18 protein-coding genes are annotated in these 18,528 nt (G+C 70.1%); 13 read left to right on the top strand and 5 right to left on the bottom strand.

Annotated features, from left to right (window positions below):
- The first annotated feature begins 387 nt into the window (after window positions 1–387).
- The 6 genes from HUA75_RS28135 (at window position 388) to HUA75_RS28110 (ending at window position 6,255) form a co-directional block, all read left to right on the top strand.
- The gene (locus tag HUA75_RS28135; protein WP_141642044.1) at window positions 388–888 is read left to right on the top strand and encodes a hypothetical protein; all 501 of its coding nucleotides are present in this window, start codon (window positions 388–390) and stop codon (window positions 886–888) included.
- The gene (locus HUA75_RS28130) at window positions 885–1,697 is read left to right on the top strand and encodes an ABC transporter permease (protein WP_141642045.1); all 813 of its coding nucleotides are present in this window, start codon (window positions 885–887) and stop codon (window positions 1,695–1,697) included. Before HUA75_RS28135 ends, HUA75_RS28130 begins: the two co-directional genes overlap by 4 nt.
- A gap of 6 nt (window positions 1,698–1,703) precedes the next feature.
- Window positions 1,704–2,525 (top strand): ABC transporter ATP-binding protein, encoded by an 822-nt coding sequence (locus HUA75_RS28125; protein WP_141642046.1) that lies wholly within the window; start codon window positions 1,704–1,706, stop codon window positions 2,523–2,525.
- Window positions 2,522–3,751 (top strand): MlaD family protein, encoded by a 1,230-nt coding sequence (locus HUA75_RS28120; protein ID WP_174488104.1) that lies wholly within the window; start codon window positions 2,522–2,524, stop codon window positions 3,749–3,751. Before HUA75_RS28125 ends, HUA75_RS28120 begins: the two co-directional genes overlap by 4 nt.
- Window positions 3,752–3,853: 102 nt before the next feature.
- The gene (locus HUA75_RS28115; RefSeq protein WP_174488103.1) at window positions 3,854–6,073 is read left to right on the top strand and encodes a peptidase domain-containing ABC transporter; all 2,220 of its coding nucleotides are present in this window, start codon (window positions 3,854–3,856) and stop codon (window positions 6,071–6,073) included.
- Window positions 6,070–6,255 carry a hypothetical protein gene (locus HUA75_RS28110; protein WP_141642049.1) on the top strand — a complete coding sequence of 62 codons (186 nt, stop codon included), beginning with the start codon at window positions 6,070–6,072 and terminating at the stop codon, window positions 6,253–6,255. Before HUA75_RS28115 ends, HUA75_RS28110 begins: the two co-directional genes overlap by 4 nt.
- Window positions 6,256–6,330: 75 nt before the next feature.
- Here HUA75_RS28110 and HUA75_RS28105 read toward each other — a convergent pair whose 3' ends face one another.
- Both HUA75_RS28105 and HUA75_RS28100 read right to left on the bottom strand, forming a co-directional pair.
- Window positions 6,331–7,284: a RimK family alpha-L-glutamate ligase gene (locus HUA75_RS28105; RefSeq protein WP_174488102.1), complete on the bottom strand. Its 954-nt coding sequence runs from the start codon at window positions 7,282–7,284 to the stop codon at window positions 6,331–6,333.
- Window positions 7,285–7,336: 52 nt separating this feature from the next.
- Window positions 7,337–7,501 carry a hypothetical protein gene (locus HUA75_RS28100; protein ID WP_174459025.1) on the bottom strand — a complete coding sequence of 55 codons (165 nt, stop codon included), beginning with the start codon at window positions 7,499–7,501 and terminating at the stop codon, window positions 7,337–7,339.
- Window positions 7,502–7,660: 159 nt separating this feature from the next.
- Here HUA75_RS28100 and HUA75_RS28095 point away from each other — a divergent pair, with 159 nt between their 5' ends.
- The 4 genes from HUA75_RS28095 (at window position 7,661) to HUA75_RS28080 (ending at window position 12,132) form a co-directional block, all read left to right on the top strand.
- Window positions 7,661–8,572, top strand: coding sequence for a zinc metalloprotease (locus HUA75_RS28095; protein ID WP_174488101.1), 912 nt, complete (start codon window positions 7,661–7,663; stop codon window positions 8,570–8,572).
- A 113-nt stretch (window positions 8,573–8,685) separates the two neighbouring features.
- Complete coding sequence (locus HUA75_RS28090; RefSeq protein ID WP_174459027.1) at window positions 8,686–9,981, top strand: M20/M25/M40 family metallo-hydrolase; 1,296 nt, start codon at window positions 8,686–8,688, stop codon at window positions 9,979–9,981.
- A 109-nt stretch (window positions 9,982–10,090) separates the two neighbouring features.
- On the top strand, window positions 10,091–11,251 hold the full coding sequence (locus HUA75_RS28085; RefSeq protein ID WP_174460189.1) for an alanine--glyoxylate aminotransferase family protein: 1,161 nt from the start codon (window positions 10,091–10,093) through the stop codon (window positions 11,249–11,251).
- Between the two features lie 269 nt (window positions 11,252–11,520).
- Window positions 11,521–12,132, top strand: coding sequence for a TIGR02265 family protein (locus tag HUA75_RS28080; protein ID WP_141642054.1), 612 nt, complete (start codon window positions 11,521–11,523; stop codon window positions 12,130–12,132).
- A gap of 51 nt (window positions 12,133–12,183) precedes the next feature.
- Here the strand turns inward: HUA75_RS28080 and HUA75_RS28075 are convergent, their stop codons facing one another.
- Entirely contained in the window at window positions 12,184–12,909 is a 726-nt protein-coding gene (locus tag HUA75_RS28075; RefSeq protein ID WP_174488100.1) for a ferritin-like domain-containing protein, read from the bottom strand.
- 14 nt (window positions 12,910–12,923) lie between these two features.
- Window positions 12,924–13,625 (bottom strand): ferritin-like domain-containing protein, encoded by a 702-nt coding sequence (locus HUA75_RS28070; protein ID WP_174488099.1) that lies wholly within the window; start codon window positions 13,623–13,625, stop codon window positions 12,924–12,926.
- Between the two features lie 606 nt (window positions 13,626–14,231).
- On the opposite strand from HUA75_RS28070, the gene HUA75_RS28065 reads away from it, so the two are divergent.
- The 3 genes from HUA75_RS28065 to HUA75_RS28055 all read left to right on the top strand — a co-directional run bounded on the left by HUA75_RS28065 (window position 14,232) and on the right by HUA75_RS28055 (window position 17,700).
- Entirely contained in the window at window positions 14,232–14,600 is a 369-nt protein-coding gene (locus tag HUA75_RS28065; protein WP_141642057.1) for a response regulator, read from the top strand.
- 131 nt (window positions 14,601–14,731) lie between these two features.
- Window positions 14,732–16,876: a cation:proton antiporter gene (locus HUA75_RS28060; protein ID WP_174488098.1), complete on the top strand. Its 2,145-nt coding sequence runs from the start codon at window positions 14,732–14,734 to the stop codon at window positions 16,874–16,876.
- A 5-nt stretch (window positions 16,877–16,881) separates the two neighbouring features.
- Complete coding sequence (locus tag HUA75_RS28055) at window positions 16,882–17,700, top strand: helix-turn-helix domain-containing protein (RefSeq protein ID WP_141642059.1); 819 nt, start codon at window positions 16,882–16,884, stop codon at window positions 17,698–17,700.
- Between the two features lie 10 nt (window positions 17,701–17,710).
- Here HUA75_RS28055 and HUA75_RS28050 read toward each other — a convergent pair whose 3' ends face one another.
- Window positions 17,711–18,463, bottom strand: coding sequence for a GNAT family N-acetyltransferase (locus HUA75_RS28050; protein ID WP_174488097.1), 753 nt, complete (start codon window positions 18,461–18,463; stop codon window positions 17,711–17,713).
- Between the last annotated feature and the right edge of the window lie 65 nt (window positions 18,464–18,528).

Genomic DNA, 18,528 nt, shown 5'->3' with positions numbered 1-18,528 from the left:
CTCCTCGCGCCGTGTCCTCTCCCTGAAGAGGGAGGAGGGGGACGGGCGGATGCCTCGTATGGCTTCCGTGTCCCAGTGGGTGCTGGAAGGAACATGCGAACCGAGGGGGCGCACGGGGACTCCCCGCGTGCGCGCGCCGGGTGAGATTGATTGTGGGCGGGGCGGACGGCCTGCCCCTTTCCACGCCGGGAATGCGACGCCGGACGCGCGAAACGGGGTGTGTCGAGCATGTGACCTGGAAGGTTCAGTGGCGAGCATCCACCGTCCAGGGGTGGAGGTAGGGCTGGGTAGTGGACGTTTTATCGCGCGGAATTTCTTGCGGCGCCGCCCCCGGTGTCGCATGACTCGCCCGCAGGGCCGGAAGTGCTGACCGCGAAGAACGGTGCCATGCCGAGGATGACGCTGCTGCTCGTGTTGCTCGCATCCCTCGGGGGCTGCCGCCGCGTGAGCTTCGAGGACTCCGTGCTGTCCAAGCCAGAGGTGCGCTACCGCGTGGGCGAGCTGCCCAAGCACTGGCGCCGTGTCTGGTTGGAGGACAATGACCTGGCCTTCGCGGAGACGGGCACGGGCCGCGCGCTCTCCGTCAACGCGACGTGCAAGGGGCACGATGACCCGCCGCTCCCGGTCCTCACGCGGCATTTGTTGATGGGCTTCACCGAGCGCCAGGAGGTGTCCCAGCACCTCATCGCCATGGATGGGCGGGAGGCGCTGCGCAGCCGCTTCCTGGCGAAGATGGATGGCGTGCCGGTGGAGCTGGAGCTGGTGGTGTTGAAGAAGGACAACTGCGTCTTCGACTTCTCCTACGTCGCGCCGCCCGGGCTGGCCGCGGAGCGGATGGCGGACTTCGACGCGCTGCTCGCGGGCTTCAAGTCGGAGCACTTCGGATGAGCCCCTCGGCGGAAGCGGAGGTGCCGGCGGCGCCGGTGCCGGAGCGCCCCGGGGTGGTGGAGCGCACGAAGCAGCGGCTGGAGTCGCTGGGCGCGATGACCCAGATGACGGGGCAGGTGCTCAGCCGCGCGGTGCGGCCGCCCTTCGACGGCGCCTCGTTCATCTTCCAGGTGGAGACGCTGGGGGTGCGCTCGCTGCCCATCGCGCTGCTCACGGCGACGTTCGCCGGGCTCGTCATCTCGTTGCAGTTTGGTTACTTCCTGGCGCGCTTCGGGGTGCAGTACACGGTGGGGCGCGTGGTCGTCCTCACGTTGTTCCGCGAACTGGCGCCGGTGTTGACGGCGCTCACGGTGGGCGCGCGCCTGGGCAGCGGCATGGCGGCGGAGCTGGGGGCGATGACGGTGACGGAGCAGGTGGACGCCATCCGCGCGCTGGGGGCGGACCCGCTGCGCAAGCTGGTGGTGCCGCGCGTGCTCGCGTGCCTGCTGGTGATGCCGGTGCTCACGGTGTTCGCGGACGTGGTGGGCCTGGTGGCGGGCGCGCTGGTGGTGAACGCGCAGTACGCCATCTCGTTGGACCTGTTCTTCCAGGGCGCGCTGGACGCGGTGTTCATGATGGACTTCCTGTCCGGCGTGTTCAAAGGCGCGGTGTTCGGCTTCATCATCGGGCTGGTGGGGTGCTTCAAGGGCCTGACGGTGGAAGGCGGCACGGAGGGCGTGGGGCGCGCGACGACGCAGACGGTGGCGATTACCTCCGTGGCGGTGTGTCTGGCGGACTTCTTCATCACCAAGGTGACGTTGTACCTGTGACGCGACATGCCCTTCGCCCACCGCAAGGAAGCGCCCACGTTCGAGTTCCATCGGCCCACGCCGGGTGAGCAGCTCATCCACTTCGAGCACCTCCAGAAGTCCTTCGGCGCCAAGCGCGTCTATGACGACCTGGAGCTGGACGTGCGGGCGGGGGAGACGCTGGTGGTGCTGGGGGGCTCGGGCACGGGCAAGAGCGTGCTGCTCAAGTGCCTCATCGGGCTGCAGCGGCCGGACGCGGGGCGCATCCTCTTCCAGGGGCGCGAGGTGACGGGCTTCTCGGAGGAGGAGTTCATCCCGGTCCGGCGGCACGTGGCGATGGTGTTCCAGGGCGCGGCGCTCTTCGACTCGCTGAGCGTGGGGGAGAACGTGGCGTATCCGCTGCGGGAGCACTTCCCGGAGATGCCGCTGGACGAGGTGCGGCAGCGGGTGGCTGAGAAGCTGGCGCTGGTGAACCTGCCGGGGACGGAGCGGCTGATGCCGTCGGACCTGTCGGGCGGCATGAAGAAGCGCGTGGGGTTGGCGCGAGCCATCGCCACGGACCCGGAGGTCATCCTCTGGGACGAGCCCACGACGGGGCTGGACCCCGTCACCACGCAGTCCATCAACTCGATGATCAACTCGATGAAGACCAAGCTCGGCAGCACGTCCATCGTCGTGACGCATGACCTGGTGAGTGCGTTCGCGGTGGGTGACCGGATGGCGATGCTGGCCAACCGGCGCATCGTCCAGGTGGGGACGCGAGACGAGTTCCGTCGCTCCACGGTGCCGGAGGTGCGGGCGTTCCTGGACGCGCGGCGTGTCGAGCTGGAGCCCGGAGGCGTGTCATGAGCCTGTTCACGTCCGCGGCGGGCGAGAAACGGCTGGCGTTGCGCGCGGGGCTGTTCGTGGCCATCGGCCTGGCGGTGGCGGGCGTGGTGGTGTTCTTCATCGGCCAGGAGTCGCGGCTGTTCCAGCGGCAGCACACCTACCGGACGTACTTCACCAACGTGCAGGGGTTGAGTGACCAGTCCCCGGTGTGGCTGGGGGGCCTGGAGGTGGGGAAGGTGACGGGCATCTACTTCTCCGAGGACCCGAACGACCCCAAGCTGGAGGTCCGGCTGCAGGTGGCGTCGAAGTACGGGGACCGCGTGAAGCAGGACTCGCTGGCACAGCTGACGAGCATGGGCGTGCTGGGGGACAAGGCGGTGGACATCTCGTTGGGCAGTCCCGCGTCGCCGCCGGTGGAGCCGGGTGGGGTGCTCGCGTCGTCCACGAGTGGGGACCTGACCAACCTGCTCAAGAGCGCCAGCGAGGTGATGGACAACTCGGTGGCCATCAGCAAGTCGTTGCTCAAGACGGTGGATGCGTATGGAGATCCCCAGCTCGCCAGGGACGTGCAGCGGAGCATGGCGTCCCTGCGGGGGGTGCTGGAGCAGGTGCAGAACGGGGACGGGATGTTGCACGCGCTCATCTACGACAAGGATGGCGGGCGCGAGGTGCGCAGGCTGATGGCGAGCGCGTCGAGCGCGGCGCAGCGGGTGGATGGGGCGGTGGGGCACGTGGAGGCGCTGTTGCGCGAGGTGCGCACGGGTGACGGCACGGCGCACGCGCTCATCTACGGGGACGAGGGCGCGATTGCGCTGCGCGAGCTGGGTGAGGCGGCGGGGCAGTTGGCGGGGCTGATTGAGGACGCGAAGAAGAGCCCGAACGGGGCGGTGCATCAGCTGGTGTATGGCGATGCGAGCGGGATGTTCGCGGACCTGGGCAGCGCGGCGGAGGACCTGAAGAAAATCACGGCGACGGTGGCGAAGGGGGAGGGCACGTTGGGTGGGCTCATCAGCGACCCCACGGTCTACGAGGACCTGCGCGAGGTGCTGGGCAACGTGAAGCGCAACCGCATCCTGCGGGCGCTGGTGCGCTTCTCGTTGGATAACAGGAAGGACCTGGAGCAGATGGGCAAGGTGCAGCGCGTGGAGCCCAAGGCCGAGGCGCCGAAGCCGGCCGAGCCCCCGCAGCCCGTGGCGGCGCCTCCGCCCGTGGATGCGGCGCCCCCCACTGTGCCCGCGGCGGAGTGAGGTCGGGTCCGCTGAGCCGGGCCCCGAGTCCCTGGCAGGTCTGCCTGCGTCGTGCCGGGCGGTGGCTGGTTGCCACCTCGACTCCGTGATAGCGATTTGACCGTGCCACGCTCCCGGCTCGCCGTTGCCCTGGAACCGTATCCCCTGCGCCACCAGCTCGAGGAGGCTGACTGTGGCCCCGCGTGCCTGGAGATGGTTTCGGCGTATCACGGCGCCGCGCACTCGCTGGCCGCGCTGAAGGAACTCGCGCACGTCCAGGTCGTGGGCACCTCCCTGCCGGACCTCGCCAGCGCCGCCGAGAAGGTGGGCTTCAAGGTCCGCGCCTTCCATGTCGAGGACCCCTCCGAGCTGGAGGATGAAGAAGGCCAGGCGCTCCTCCCCGGCATCGCCCATTGGGAGGACAACCACTTCGTCGTCCTCTACGCCGTCACCGCCAAGGAGGCCGTCATCGGAGACCCCGCGCAGGGCCTCCGGCGCATCCCTCGCGCGAAGCTCGCTGAGCACTGGGACGGAATCCTCCTCTCCCTGGAGCCCACCGAGGCCCTCTTCCGTCCTGTCGCGCTCCCCGTCACCCCCACCCCCTCGCGTCGACTCGGCGCGCTGCGACGCTTTGGCCGGGGACTGCTGCGCTACCGACTGCTGCTGTTCCAGGTGTTCGTCACCACCGTGCTCCTCCAGGCCCTGGCGCTCGCGCAGCCCCTGCTCATCCAGGGGCTCGTCGACAAGGCCGTGGGCGGAAGGAATGTGTCCCTGCTCACCGCCGTCGGCGTGGGCCTGGGCGTGCTGCTCGTCGCCCAGGTCGCCGTCGCCATTGCTCGCGGCACAGGGCTCTTCCTCCTGTCCCGAGGCTTCTCCGCCCTCCTGCTCGCGCAGTTCTGGAAGCGCCTGCTGTCCTTGCCCGTGACGTTCTTCGCCCGGCGCCACCGGGGCGACCTGCTCAAGCGCATCGAGGACCACCAGCGCATCCGCCGCATCCTCCAGGGTGCCTCGGTGTCCGTGCTGCTCGACCTGGTGATGCTCGTGGGCTACGGCGTGGTGCTCTTCCTCTACGACGCCACCGTCTTCGGCATCTTCGCCGCCTGCGCCGCGCTGTACTCACTGTGGACGCTGGTGCTCATGCCCCGGCGCACCGTGCTGGACCACCAGCGCTTCCGGGTCGCCGCCGAGGCGAGTCGCCTGGAATTGCAGATGCTCAGCGGCATCCAGACGCTCAAGGCGTGTGGTGCCGAGCGTCAGGCGCGCACCCGCTGGGAGAAGCTCCAGGCGCGCGAGGCCGAGGCCGCCCGCCGCATCTGGCTGCACGACACCGTCCACACCTCCGGCGCGCAGCTCGTCAATCAAGCGATGTACGTGGGCATCCTCGTCTACGAGGCCCACCTCGTGCTGGAGGGCCAGCTCACGCTGGGGCAGATGGTGGCCACGCTCGCCATCCTCGGCCTCGCGCTGGCCCCGATGCAGAACCTGGTGATGTTCATCCACCAGCTCCAGGACGTCGTCATCTCCCTGCGCCGCGTGGACATCGTCTACGAGTCCCAGCCCGAGCTGCGCGATGACTCCGGGCCCGTCACCGGCGCGCTCACCCAGGCCCCGGAGCTCCGACTGGACGGCGTCACCTTCCGCTACGGCTCTCCCAACGAGCCGCCCGTGCTGGATGGCGTGAGCTTCACCCTGCCCGCGGGAAAGATGACGGCGATTGTCGGCCGCTCGGGCGCGGGCAAGACGACGCTCACCCAGGTGCTCTATGGCCTCTATCGCCCCGAGCAGGGCCGCGTCCTCTACGACGGCCAGCCCCTGGAGACGTTCGACCCCGTCGCGCTGCGTCGCTCGGTGGCCTTCGTCTTCCAAAAGACGGACATCTTTGACGGTACGTTGGCGGACAACATCGCCCTGGGCGACGACGCGCCGGACCCGGAGCGACTGCTGCACGCCGCGCGCACCGCGTGCCTGGACGAACTGCTCGCGCTGCCCAACGGCCTGAAGACCCGGATTGGCGAGGCGGGCGTGCGCCTGTCCGGAGGCGAGGAGCAGCGGCTCCAGCTCGCGCGCGCCATCTATCGGGACCCGCGCGTGCTGTTCCTCGACGAGGCCACCAGCCACCTGGACGCGGCGCTGGAGCGCGCGATTACCGAGGCCCTCCAGCGCGAGGCCGCCGGACGCACGCTCGTCGTCGTGGCCCACCGGCTGTCCACCGTGCGTCGCGCGGACAAGATTGTCGTGCTCGACAAGGGCCGTGTCGTCGAGGAAGGCACCCATGACGAGCTGGTGGCCCTGCCCCAAGGCCGCTATCGCGCCCTCGTCGAGAACCAGATGGAGCAGCGATGAAGCCCGCGCAACGGCCTGACGAGGACGACGTCGACGCGGACCCCGCGATGACGGAGGAGCTGCGCGCGGTGATGCATCCGCGCCCCCACCGCGCCCTGCTGTTCACCGCGGTGCTCGTGGTGGTGCTCGGCGCGGTGGCGTGGCTTGCGTCCCGCACGGTGCTCGCGTCGCTGTGGCGATGAGGCGAGCGGCGCCCCACTCCGTGCTCGGATGATGCCCGTGTCGTCCAGCCGCTTCGAGCGCCGGCCCTGTCCCTGCTACCCGCGCCGCGCATGACGGACCAGGGCCCGCGCGAAGTGCCCCGCCACGTCCGTGCCCGCGGCCGCGTCGAAGCCGAGGAACATGGGTGAGCCGTTCAGCTCCAGGAACTTCAGCTCCCCATCCAGGCCGCGCTTGAGGTCCAGCCCCGTCCAGCGCAGGCCGAGCACCTCGCACGCCTTCACGCACTGCCGAGCCACCTCGTCCGGCAGCACCATCTGCTCAATCCGCTCCTCGTTCTGCCGGAAGTCCAACGCGGAGGTGACGATGCGCAGGGAGGCGATGATTTCGCCATCCAGCACATACACGCGGAGGTCCTCGCCCGGCAGCAGCTCCTGGAAGGTGACGGGCGCGGCGGCCAGCGCGGCGAGCCGCTCGTCGGTGAGGTCCTCCGGCAGCAGCTCCCGCGTGGCGGCGCCCCCCATGACGGGCTTGTAGGCCACGCGCCCGCTCGCGGCGAAGCGGCGCACCGCCTCCGCGTCATTCGTCCACAGCGTCCGGGGCACCGGCAGACCCGCGGCCTTCAAGGCGCTGAGCTGCACGGGCTTGTGCAACAGCCAGTCCGCCGAGGGCGGGTTGTACAGCGGCACGCCGAGCTGCTCCCACCGGCCGATGAGCCCCAACAGCAGCGTGCCCTTCTCGCGGAACGCGGTGAGCGTGGTGCGCCAGTCCTCCGCCATGGCCTCCTCGGCGTCCACCATGAAGGCCAGCGGGTGTGAGTGCAGTCCGCGCAGATACGCGGCGGCGGGGCGGCCCACCGCGCGCCCGTCCACGACGATTCCGTCCAGCCCCTCCGTGAGCGACATCCGCGTCTCGTCCGGGAAGGTCAGCGTGTCCACGATGACGCTGTCCACACCCTCCGCACCCAGCCGTCGCGCCACGTCCTGGATGTGGACGTCCTCGCGAGAACCCACCAGCGCCACCACGCCTGTCCGCGTCGCTTCTTGCGTCATGGTCCGGCAGCGAAACAGATGCGCGGGTGCGCATCCAGCGCCGTGCACCGCGTCATGCGCGCGAGCCCGGGTCCCCGTCCTTCGTCTCCTCACCCACCATCATCGTGGTCACCTGTCGGGGCCCCGGTGCCTGGGCCTTCTCCTCGGGCACGAGCCCTTTCACGAACAGCCCGCGTGAAGCTTTCGGCCCGCGCGGCGATGTTTCATTCGTCTTCATGCGACCTCCTGCGTCGAAGAGTGTGTCCGCCCGCGGCAAGGCGCCACTTCAACCCCAGACACGCACCGCCCGGAGAGGAGGGGCCCGGGTGACCCGTTTGACGTAAGGGAAACCATTCATGAATATTCTGATTCCCCCGCATTTTCCGAGGAGTCGGGAATGTCCCGTATCATCGTTCGTCGCAGCGGCCGTTTCGCGGTTCTTGTTGGCACCCTCGCCGCGCTCGCCGGTTGTTCCTCGCCTCCCCCGGAGGGGCAGGCCGAGCCCACGCCTCCCCCGGCGGAGGAGCAGCCCACGCAGCAGGTGCTCAACGCCCGTGGCTGTGGCGTGAATCCGTCCGCCGAGGAGATGGCGGAGATGGAAGGCCGCTTCGCGATGGAGCGCGCGGTGTCTGACTTCGCGCGGCCGAACGGCTCGGTGACCATCCCCACCTACTTCCATGTCATCAACAAGGGCACGGGCGTGGCGAACGGCGACATCACCGCCGCCATGATTACCAACCAGATGAACGTGCTGAACGCCGCGTACGCGAACACGCCGTTCAAGTTCACGCTGACGGCGACGGACCGCACCACGAACACCACCTGGTACAACCTGTCCTCGGGCTCGTCCGCCGAGCGCGCCATGAAGACGGCGCTGCGCAAGGGCGGCAAGAACGCGCTCAACATCTACAGCGCGAACCTGAGCGGCGGCCTGCTGGGCTGGGCGACGTTCCCCTCCAGCTACGCCAGCAACCCGACGATGGACGGCGTGGTGATTCTGTTCTCCAGCGTCCCGGGCGGCACCGCGTCGCCGTACAACCTGGGCGACACGGGCACGCACGAGGTCGGCCACTGGCTGGGCCTGTACCACACGTTCCAGGGCGGCTGCTCCGGCTCGGGTGACTCGGTCAGCGACACGCCGGCGGAGGCCTCTCCCGCCTACGGCTGCCCCACGGGCCGCAACACCTGCTCGACGGCTGGCAACGACCCCATCACCAACTTCATGGACTACTCCGACGACTCCTGCATGAACACGTTCACCACGGGTCAGTCGGCCCGCATGGACTCGCAGGCCCTCACCTACCGCTGACGCGGGGTGTTGGACAGCCGTTGACGCGGAAGGCGACGCCGGGGCGCTCATCACGCTCCGGCGTCGTCGTTTTCAGTGACTTCCTCCGGAGACTCGGGCTCCAATCCGCGCCCATGCAAGCGTTCGCCCTCCGTGAGGACCGTTTCCTGGATGTGCTCCGGCGTCTCATCGCCCTGACTCCGAAGCTGCAGAACAATCCGAGCGCGGGGCTGGTGCCCGAGGAGCGGCTCGCCGCGCAGGTGGTGCTGGACGTGCTCGCGCCGCACATCGCCAGTGGCTTCATCCATGCGGAGTCGCTGGCCTCCAAGGGCAACGAGTCCCGTCCCAGCCTGGTGCTCACCGTGAAGGGCACGGGCGAGGGCGCGGTGGGCTTCGTGGGCGCGCACTTCGACGTGGTCCCCGCCGACGAGCAGGCCGAGGGCTGGGAGCACAGTCCCTTCAAGCTTCACGAGGGTCCGGACGGGCTGCTCTACGGGCGAGGCGTCACCGACTGCCTGGGCCACGTCGCGGTGGCGACGGACCTGCTCGCGCAGCTGGCGGAGTCGGGCGTGCGTCCGCGCCGCACGCTGAAGGTGGTGCTCATCGCGAACGAGGAGTCGTCGGACCTGCCGGGCCTGGGCCTGGGCTACGTCGCGGAGCAGGGGCGGCTCAAGGACCTGGCGGGGCAGCCGGTGTTCTGGCTGGACAGCGCGAACTTCGGCCCCACGCTGGGCACCGCGGGCATCAGCCTGTGGGCGCTGAAGGCCACGGGCGTGGGCGGCCACTCGGGCATGCCGCAGAACTGCGTCAACGCGCTGGAGTTGAGCATGGCCGCGTCGCTGGAACTGTCCCGCTGGTTCCATGCGCGCTACCCGCCCTCGGACGACGAGAAGCGCTGGGGCTTCCTGGCCACCTCCAGCCTCAAGGCCACGGTGGTGGAGGCCACCAACACCAAGGAGACGAAGATTCCCGCCGACGTCACCGTGCGCGGCGACATCCGCCTCACGCCGTTCCACGACCTGGCCGACGTGCGGCGGGCCACCGAGGACTTCGTGAAGGCGCTGGACGCGCGGCTGGAGCGCGACGACGTGCCGCCGGGCTTCCCTCGCACGCGCACCGCGGATGGCCGGCGCGGCACGGTGTCGCTGCGCTTCGACGGAGGAGGCACCGAGGGCATCGCCTGCCGGCTGGACTCGCCCGGCCTGCAAGCGTTGAAGGACGCGATGAAGACGGTGCGGGGCGTGGACGCGGAACCCTTCTCGCTCACCGGCTCGCTGCCGCTGGTGAGAGACCTGCAGCGTCAGGGCTGCGACGTGCAAATCACGGGCTTCGGGGAGATGAAGTACTACCACGCGCCCAACGAGCAGGCGCACCTCCAGGACTTCCGCCAGGGCTTCGCCATCCTGCGCGAGCTGCTCGAGCGGCTGTGAGTGGAGCAGGGCCGCGCGCTCTCGCGGGGGCCCCTGTGTATATACAGTGAGACATGGACCCTGCTTCCGCCCGCGTCGGGCCGGAGCGCTGCCGAGGAACGGTGACGCCGTGAGAGACCTGCTGATGATTCCGGGGCCGGTGGAGTTCGAGCAGGAGGTGCTTCAGGCCCTGGGGGCGCCCTCCTACGGCCACACGGACCCGGCCTTCATCGCCATCTTCGGCCGGGCGCTGAAGCGGCTTCGCGACGTGAGCCTCGCGCCCGGCGCGCAGCCCTTCGTGGTGTCCGGCTCCGGCACGCTGGCCATGGAGCTGGCGGTGGCGAACCTCGTCGAGCCCGGTGACGCCGCCCTGGTGGTGAACACGGGTTACTTCAGCGACCGGATGGCGAAAATCCTGGAGCGGCACGGCGCGAAGGTGACGCACGTGCGCGCCCCTCCTGGTGACGCGCCGACGGTGGAGGAGGTGGAGACGCACCTGAAGCGCGGCGGCTTCAAGGTCATGACTGTCACGCACGTGGACACGTCCACCGGCGTGCTCACGCCCGTGGAGGGCCTGTCGCGGGTGGCGCGCGAGTTGGGCGTGCTGTCGGTGGTGGACGGCGTGTGCGCCACGGCGGGCGAGTCGTTCCACCAGGACGCGTGGGGCGCGGACGTGTACCTCACCGCGAGCCAGAAGGCGGTGGGCGTGCCGCCGGGGCTGGCGCTGCTCACCGTGGGGCCGCGCGCGCTGGAGGCGTGGAAGAAGCGCCGCGTACCGGTGGCCAGCGTGTACTCCGACTGGGCGGAGTGGCTGCCCATCATGGAGGCGTACGAGGCGGGCAAGCCGGCCTACTTCGCCACGCCGCCCGTCAACCTGGTGTGCGCGCTGGACGTGAGCCTGGGACAGATTCTCGCCGAGGGCCTGGAGGCCCGCTTCGCGCGGCACCAGCGCCTGGCTCGCGCCTTCCGCGCCGCGTGGAGTGGGTTGGGCCTGCGCATGCTGCCGGTGTCCGAGGCGGTGACGGCGAACACGCTGAGCGCCGTCTACTACCCGGAGGGCGTGGACGCGTCGCTGGTGGGCCGCGTGAAGGCCGAGGGCGTGGTGGTGGCCGGTGGACTCCACCCGGACCTCAAGGCGCGCTACTTCCGCGTGGGCCACATGAACCGCGTGGGCCCCGCGGATTTGCTGACCACCGTGGGGGCCGTGGAGCGCGCGCTGATGGCCGCCGGCCACCGCTGTGAGCCCGGTGCGGGCCTCGCCGCCGCCGAGGCCTCCCTCACCGCCCGCTGAAGCCCTCGGGCGGGGTCACCCGCACCCCGGCCCCGCCCGCTCTCCTGGGCCTCAAGAATGAAATGTGCCCGAAATCCAAGGGGTTCGTGTGGTGGGTGAACCCTTCCATGGACCCTGGGGCTTGCCGGAACCATTCGACAGGGGTAGAAAAATATGGGATGGTTGGTAACTAGGAAGTGGGGGGAAGCCGGCGAATCCTGAAAAACCATTGGAAGCGCCGGACGTGTCCCCTGAGTCGAGGCAGTGCGAGCCCCCTCGGGGAGACGAGCATGTACGTGGGCACCGAAGCGAGCAGTGGGGGTGGGGCGGCGTGGGAGCTGGAGCAGCGGCGTCTGGCCGCGACGGACGAGGACCAGGCGCGGGGCATGTTCTTCCAGGGGGCGCTGAGCGTCATCGCGAACCTGGGAGGAGAAGGCGCGGTGGCGCGGTGCAAGGGCGTGGCGGGGGTGTGGGAAATCAACCCGTTCCACCTGTACTCGGTGTCGCGTTACCTGCGGATGGTGTCCACGGCGGCGCGGCTGCTCGGCCCGCAGCTCAATGGCTTCGACGGGGTGCTGCACCGGATGGGTTCGCAGGCGACGGTGGACTTCCTGGCGTCGCTGTTCGGCCGGGAGCTGCTGGCGGAGGCGGCGGGCAGTCCGCGGCTGTTGCTGGAGTCGCTGGGTGACGCGTACCGCATGGCGGTGAGCTACGGAGAGCGGTATCCGCAGTGGACGGGAGAGCGCAGCGCGCGTTTCATCATGCGGCGCGACTTCATGCCGGCGGCGTATCACGAGGGTGTGTTGCGCGGAGCGTTGGAGGCGGTGGGCGCGCGCGACGTGAGGGTGATGGGCCGGCAGGTGGCGCTGCTGGAGAGCGAGTACGAGCTGTCCTGGCGGTAGGGGCCTGACGCGGCGGTGGGGACAGGCCCGCCGCGCCCGGAGTGGAGGACGTCAGCCCTGGTCGTTGACGGCGAGGTCGGGCTGCTCCTCGAGTCCGTTGCCGCCGCCCAGGCTCACGGTGGAGGCGACGAAGGGCTGGGGCACCACCTGTGCGGCATCGAGGGCCGGGGTGACGTCGACCAGGGCTTCGATGAGGGCCTTGAGCACCATGAAGTGCTGCGTGTCCACGCCTTCGATGGAGGCGAGGATGAAGCGGCTGTCGGGTGTCTGGATGCCCTTGAGGACGCGGTTGAAGGAAATCGCGGAGCGGCGCTCCTCGTTGGCGGCGAGCTTGAGGACGTTGCCGACGGAGGGCCTGAAGTTGGGGGGCGGGGTGAACGACACTTCATCCGCGCGGACGGGGGTGGCGCCCAGGCGCGACACGGTCTCCGACAGCAGGGCGGCGTGCGCCGTGTGGTCCTCCTGGAACTGGGTGGCGAGCGCGAGCGCGAGCGCGGCCAGGTCTCGTTCCTCCTGGGCGCGCGAGGTGTCGTCGCGCGCGGCGGTGAGGATGACCGCGCCCTGGGTGTAGGCGTCGACAGTCATGTACTCGGCGGCGACCAGGGTGTTGAGGGCGCCGGCTTCCCGGGCCCGGTCGATGGGGTTGACCTGGTTCTGGGAGTTGGTGCGCTCGTTGAGGCCGCAGGCGGTGAGCGCCGAGGCGGCTGTCACGGTGGCGAGGCCCTGGAGGATTCGGCGGCGCGCGAGGACGGAGTCGGAGGGGTTCTGGGTCTTCATGGTGGTGGGCTTCCTCACTGCGTCACGTCGTAGAAGGGCAGGTCCGTCTCGTCGTCGAGGCCTGGAGCGCCGTCGACGGTGATGGCGAAGGCCCTGGGGACGAACTGGGACGCGACGGCGGTGAGGGCGTCGGCGGGCTGGTTGACGGTGGACGCGGGGGGCGTGACGAAGCCGCGCGCGGCCAGGTTGAGGACGACGAAGTGCTGGGACTCCACCGCGCCGATGGCGGCGGCGAGCTCCGCGTTGTCGGCGAGCACGAGGGACTTCTGGGTGTTCGTGTAGCCGATGGCGGCGGCCTTCTCCGCGTTGGTGGCCAGGTCGATGACGTTCTTGATGCCGGGCACGAAGTCGGTGGGGACTTGCGCCGTGCCCTCGCCCACGTCGTCGACGCCGCCTTGCCGGTCGATGTACCGGGCGAGCTTGTCGGCGTGTTCGGTGTGTTGCTGGCGGAAGTGCAGGGCGATGGCCTTGACGATGCCCTGGAAGGGGAAGAGCGGGTCGGTGCTGGTGGCGGCGTCGAGCACGCTGACCGCGGCGTCATAGGTCTTGATGGCGTTGCGTTCAGCGGTGAGCAGCGCCTTGAGGGGGGTGAGGTCGGCCTGGGTCGTCAGGGCCTGGGCGGGTGTGCCGCGGGTGAGCAGGCCCGTCGCGAGGCCAAGGCTCGCGGCGGCCGTGGCGCTTCGGAGCGCGGCACGGCGAGAGAGTTCTTCGGTCATGGGTCCATCCGAGGAGGCGGTCGGAAGTGGTGGGTGCCGGGCGCCCCCTGAAGCCCGGCACGGGCTCGGTACGCCGAAGGTGTGGCGGGGGATTTTCCGGCGCGCGGGGGAATTGCTGAAGGCGGCGCCTGCGTGACACCCGGCGCGCGGCCCTTAGGTCCCCGGGGCGGCGCTTCGTTCGTCCGTGGACCGTGTCAACGGATTGGAGTCAGCTCCAGGATGCTGGAGTAGGACGCAGTGGCACCTGGACACTGTCGCGTCACGGGTGCGCGGGCATGACTCCAGGGCATGTGGGGCGTCGAGGTCCGAAGCGCTTGCTCCCTCTGTCGCTTCGCTCGAAGTCTCCGAGCCCGAGACAACTCGCGAGTCTCAATCCACCCGGCGCTCCCTGGAATCCAGAGATGCAATCCGGCGCGGAGCCGCATATTGGCCAATGCTCAACACCTCATGGCCACCTGAGCACGGACGTGGGACGGAGCGGCTGTTTCACGAGCGAGGAATGACGCCCACGTCGGGTGCGCGCGCTAGGCTCCGCTCTCGATATCGCGCGGGAGGTGCACCGCGCGGAGCCAGGGTGTGGCGGGGCCGCGACAAGGAGGCGAGTGAGTGACTGGGCCGTTGCTGGTGGTGGATGACGACGCGGACCTGCGCGAGGCGCTGGAAGAAGTCCTGCGCGACGCGGGCTACGAGGTGATGGGCGCCAGCAACGGCAAGCACGCGCTCGATGTGCTCGGAGCCACCCGTGAACTCCCCATCCTGGTGCTGCTCGACATGATGATGCCCGTGCTGGATGGCGCCGGCTTCGCGCGAGCCATGCGACAGGTGCCCGAGTGGCGCGACATTCCCGTGCTCGTCTTCTCCGCGTCCGCCAACGCCCGTCAGGTCGCCGAGGAAATCGGCGCGTGCGGCCACCTGCGCAAACCCGTGGACGTGGACACGCTGCTGGACGCCGTACGCAAGCACCAGGCCGCGTGAGCCGTCCGCGACGTCTGCTCGCTCTCCGACATGCCGCCTCACCCAGGGCAGCCGAGCGCAATGCCCGTTTGACGCTTCGCGAGGGGTGCTGGTAAGTGCCCACTTAACACGCAAGTTTCGACGGAGGTAGGATGCACACCAACGCGCTCACGCTGCTCATGATGCAGCTCATCGTCATCATCGGCGTGTCGAGATTGATAGGGCGTGGAACGCGCTGGTTGGGCCAGCCGCTGGTCATCGCGGAGGTGGTGGCGGGCATCGTCCTGGGCCCCTCGTTGCTCGGGTGGCTGGCGCCAGATTTGATGAACACGCTGTTCCCCACCGACTCGCTGCCCATCCTGAAGATGCTCAGCCAGGTGGGCCTGGTGTTGTTCATGTTCCTGATTGGCCTGGAACTGGACCCCAAGCTGTTGAAGGGACGCGGCCACGCGTCGGTGGCCATCAGCCACACCAGCATCATCGTGCCCTTCGCGCTGGGCGCGGTGGCGGCGGCGCTGTGGCTGTACAAGGACTTTTCGGACCCGAGCGTGCCCTTCTCGTCGTTCGTGCTCTTCATGGGCGTGGCGATGAGCATCACCGCCTTCCCGGTGCTCGCGCGCATCCTCACCGAGCGCGGCCTGTTGCAGTCGCGCATCGGCGCCATCGCGATTGCGTGCGCGGCGGTGGACGACGTCACGGCGTGGTGCCTGTTGGCCTTCGTGGTGTCCATCGTCCGCGCCTCGGACCTGGCGCAGGCGGGGCTCACCACCGTGTTCGCCATGGGCTACATCGCGTTCATGCTGCTGGCGGTCCGGCCCTTCCTCGCGCGGCTGGGCGCCCGGGTGGCCAGCCGCGAGGGCCTGACGCAGAACGTGGTCGCTGGCACGCTGCTGTTGCTCCTGGCGTCCGCGTGGGCCACGGAGCTCATCGGCATCCACGCCCTCTTCGGGGCCTTCCTCTTCGGCGCCGTCATCCCCAAGGAGGGCGGGCTCGCCGAGGCGCTGTCGGAGAAGCTGGAGGACGTGGCGGTGGTGCTGCTGTTGCCCGTCTTCTTCGCCTTCAGCGGCCTGCGCACCCAGATTGGTCTGCTCAACACGCCCGAGGCGTGGCTCACGTGTGGCGCCATCATCCTGCTGGCCTGCGTGGGCAAGTTCGGCGGCAGCGCGGTGGCGGCGCGGATGACGGGCATGCGGTGGCGCGAGGCGGGGGCCATCGGCATCCTGATGAACACGCGCGGGTTGATGGAGCTCATCGTCCTCAACCTGGGCCTGGACCTGGGCGTCATCTCGCCCACGCTGTTCACGATGATGGTGCTGATGGCGCTGGTGACGACGTTCATGACCACGCCGCTCCTGCAACTGTTCTACCCGACGGAGGAGCTGGCCCGGGACAGGCTGGAGCTGGCCCCGCCCGCGACTCCCGGTTCGACGCCCTACACGGTGTTGATGTGTGTCTCCCATCAGCAGGCGGGCCCCGGGATGGCCAGTCTGGCCAAGGCCCTGGCGGGTGGAGAGGGCGCGCAGTTGCACGCGCTGCATCTGGTCCATCCGGAGCGCGTGTCGCTGCGTGGCGCGGAGTCCGAGCCCCGCGCCTCGGACCAGGACGTGGAGGGGGATGGCGCGCTCGCTCCGCTGCTGGGCCGGGCGAAGAGCCTGGGGCTGGCGGTGAGGCCGCTGTCCTTCGTGTCGACGGAGCCCGCGCAGGACATCCGCCGCACGGCGGAGGCGAAGCGCGCGGACCTGGTGCTGCTGGGCTGGCACAAGCCGCTGTTCAGCCAGACGGTGCTGGGCGGCACGGTGCACGAGGTGATGCAGGCCGCGTCCGGCACCGTGGCGGTGCTGGTGGACCGGGGCCTGTCGGACGTGAAGCGCGTGCTGGTGCCCTTCATCGGCAGCCGGCATGACCGCGCGGCGCTGAAGCTGGCGCGGCGGTTGATGCGGCAGTCCGGCGCGGAAATCACGGTGCTGCACGTGACGTCGCGCGAGAGCAACGGCGCGCGCGCGCAGGTGGACGAGCTGTTCCCGGCGGAGGAGGGCTCGGGCGTGCGGCTGAAGGTGGTCCAGCACGAGTCGCCCGAGGAGGCCGCGCTGGAGGAGGCCCGCCACGGTGGCCATGACCTGGTGGTGGTGGGCGTGGGCGCGCCGTGGGGCCTGGAGGACCGGGTGTTCGGTCTCCAGCGCGAGCGCATCGTCCGTGACGCGCCGGGCTCGCTGCTGGTGGTGCACGAGTCGGAGCCGGTGGTGGAGGCCGTCGTCGCGTCCCAGGCCGCCGCCTCGGCGGTGGCCTCGAGGAGCTGAGCGACATGCACCTGGGTGCGACGCTGCGGTTGCTGCGGGTGGACGCGGGCCTGTCCTTGCGGGACATGGCCCGCCGCATCGGCGTGTCGAGCGCGTACCTCAGCCGGGTGGAGCACGGCGTGGATGCGCCGCCCACGGCGGAGCGACTGACGGCGATTGCCCGCGAGCTGGACGTGCCCCCCGCGTTGCTGATGGACGTGGCGAACCGGATGAGCCCCTACGTCTCCGAGTACCTGGAGGACGTGCCGGGCGCCGGGACGCTCTTCCTGGAGTTGGCGCGGCGTCGCCTGTCGGGGACGCAGCTGGCCCGGGTGCGAGACTTCCTGGATGCGGAGTTCCCCGTGAGAGGGGGCCACTCGGACGCGCCGGTGCCGGCGCTGGCGCCGCTCCTGGCGCCGGAGCGGGTGGTGCTCCAGCTCTCCTGTGGCGGCTGGGAAGACGTGCTGGACGTGGTGGCGGGGCGACTGGCGGCGACGCTGCCCGGCGTGGACGCGGCGCGACTGGTGGAGGGGCTGCGCCAGCGCGACAGCGAGTCCTCGTGCGCGGTGGGCGGCGAGGTGGCCGTGCCCCACGTCTTCCTGCAGGGCGCCGCGCCCGTGGCCGCGCTGGTGACGCTGGCGAAGGGGTTGAAGGTGGACACCCCGGACGGCCGGCCGCTGCGGCTGGTGGTGGCGGCGGTGGACGGCGAGCGGGGCCGCGTGCGGCTGACGCGCATGGCCCACGTGGCCCGGCTGGCGGCGCGTGGGCTGGCGGAGCGGCTCGACGAGTGCCGGCAGCCCGGACAGGTGCTCGCGGTGCTGGAGGAATTGGAAGCGCTGCGCTGACCCGAGGGCCTCAGTCGGCGCTCCGCGTCCAGTTCACCCAGTCCCCCAGCTCGCGGTAGCCCAGCTTGCGGTACACGCTCCGGCCCTGCTCGGTGGCCTGGAGCACGGAGGCCGAAAGGCCGCGTTCCCGGGCGCCCGTGAGCAGCCCTCGCATCACTTCCGCGGCCAGCCCGCGTCCCCGCGCCTCTGGCAGCGTGACGACCATGTACACCCCGGCGGTGTCCTCCACGTCCAGCGCGAAGCCGCACGCCAGGGCCCGGTCCCCCTCGCGCGCCACCAGCGTGTGCACGGGGAGCCGCGGCGGCTGTCTCCACACCGTGAGGATGTCGTCCCACTTCCCCCAGACGCGGATGTTGAGCTCCACCATCTCGTCCTGCGTCTCGGGCGCCACCAGGGGGAACGAGGGCGGAAGGTCCGGCGTGTCCGCCAGGGCCAGTCCCATGGCCGGGATTCGCGAGTCGGGCTGGTAGCCGGCGGCGCCCAGCACGCGGGCGCCCTCGTCGTCCCCGGGCAGCACCGCCACGCGCCAGGCGGGGATGTCCAGGCCCCGGTAGAAGGCCTCCAGGGCGGGGAGTCCCTCGACGAGCGCCTGGGGCGTCCGGAAGTACGCCTGCTGGAAGTGGGCCTCGGCGGGGTACTCGGGCAGGGCGAAGGCGTCCATGCCCGGGGCGCTCCCGTGGCGCAGCAGTCCGCGCTCCCGCTGGAGGTGCTTGAAGGCGATGACGTTGGTGAGAAGTCGGTCGTTCAGTTCGGCATCGGTCATGGCGCGGGTCCATCGTAGGTGGCGCACGCCGGACGGCGAACAACGGCCTGCTCAAAACCGCGCGC

The organism is Myxococcus sp. CA040A (assembly GCF_013336725.1).
GTDB classification, from domain to species: Bacteria; Myxococcota; Myxococcia; order Myxococcales; family Myxococcaceae; genus Myxococcus; species Myxococcus llanfairpwllgwyngyllgogerychwyrndrobwllllantysiliogogogochensis.
Note: the sequence above shows the minus strand (reverse complement) of the source record. Positions and strands in the feature narration are given on the sequence as shown.